The 1589-nt window shown below is 53.9% G+C and carries 1 protein-coding gene; it reads left to right on the plus strand.

The features are described 5' to 3' along the window. Positions 1-80 precede the first annotated feature (80 nt). Entirely contained in the window at positions 81-1505 is a 1425-nt protein-coding gene (locus PMI26_RS03760) for an IS1182 family transposase (protein ID WP_007979342.1), read from the plus strand. The last annotated feature ends 84 nt before the right edge of the window (positions 1506-1589 follow it).

Consider the following 1589-nt stretch of genomic DNA (forward strand, 5'->3'; position numbering starts at 1 on the left):
CAGGCTGTGTGAAAACCTAGCAATCTGCGCGGCACTCAAAGAAAATGCTTCGTATCGAAAGATACGGAGCATTTTTCGTTATGGCCTACATCCAAGGACAGTCCCGCAGCCAGACCAGCCTGTTTCCGGTCTCGCTGGAAGAGTTGATCCCCGAGGATCACCTCGTTCGCGTTATCGACCTTTACGTCGCCAAGCTGGATCTGGCGCGACTGGGCTTTGATAAAGCACTTCCTAAAAGTACCGGCCGGCCCTCTTACGATCCAGCCGATCAACTAAAACTCTACCTCTACGGCTATTTCCAGCGGATTCGCTCATCACGTCGGCTCGAAGCCGAGTGCCAGCGCAACGTCGAAGTGATGTGGCTGATCAATCGACTCAAGCCTGATTTCAAGACCATCGCCGATTTCCGTAAAGACAACAAAGCCGCTTTCATCGCGACGTGCCGGGCCTTCGTCCAGTTTTGCCGCACAGCGGGGCTGATAACCGGCGAGTTGGTGGCCATTGATGGCAGCAAATTTCAGGCGGTCGCCTCTTCACGGCGTCATATGAATTTGAAGCGGCTCCAACATCAAGAAAAGAAGTTGGAGAAGCGCATCGCCCACTATTTGGCCGAGCTGGACGAGGCAGATAAAACCGAAGCTGGCGAGAAGATTGACCGCAATGCAATCAAGGCGACTTTGGCGCAACTTGAAGTTAGGCATTCCAATAACTTGACGTGCCAGGCGCTGATGAAATCCATGGAGCTTGAGCAATTCAATACCCACGAAAGTGATGCGCGAATGCTGCGAACGCACAAAGGGCCTCGGGTCGGGTACAACGTGCAGACAGCCGTGGACGCTGAGAACTGCATGATCGTGCATCATGAAGTGACCCAGGACAGCGATGATCGCAAGCAACTTGAACCGATGGCCAAGGGCGCCAAGGAACAACTTTCGCAAGATGAACTGACGGTCACCGCGGATGCGGGCTACTCCAATGGCAAGCAGTTCCAGGCATGTGAGGATGAGAACATCACGGCTTATGTACCTGTGGCGCGATCACTCAACTCCTGCGGCAAGGAACAGGTGTTTTTCGATCGAACAGCATTTGCCTACGATGCGTCGCAAGATCGATATCAATGCCCTGCCGGAAAATGGCTGATCTTTAAGCAGATCGGCAACAAAGGCCGGATCTACCAAGCGCAGGTCAGCGACTGCGCAAGCTGCCCGATTAAAGCGAAGTGCACCGACGCCCAACGCCGATACATCTCGCGCCATCTGCACGAACAGGCTTTCGAGCGAATGGAGCAACGAATGCAGGCGCATCCCGAAATGATGGTCAGTCGAAGATCCATCGTCGAACATCCCTTCGGCAACCTTAAACAGTGGTTATTTGGTAACGCTCGCTTCTTGCTGCGACGCCTTGAAGGCGCGAGAGCTGAAATGGCCTTGGCGGTGAACGCCTACAACCTGAAAAGAGCAATTAACGTGTTGGGCGTGCGCCAGATGATGGCGCTGATGGGCTGAAAGGCCTTTTTTCGTCTGCTGTGAGCACAAAAGCAAACGCCCCGAACAAGTCGGGGCGTTTGCTTGGAACCACCATCAGCGTGT

Source organism: Pseudomonas sp. GM33 (genome assembly GCF_000282295.1).
In the GTDB taxonomy this organism is placed as follows: domain Bacteria; phylum Pseudomonadota; class Gammaproteobacteria; order Pseudomonadales; family Pseudomonadaceae; genus Aquipseudomonas; species Aquipseudomonas laurylsulfatiphila.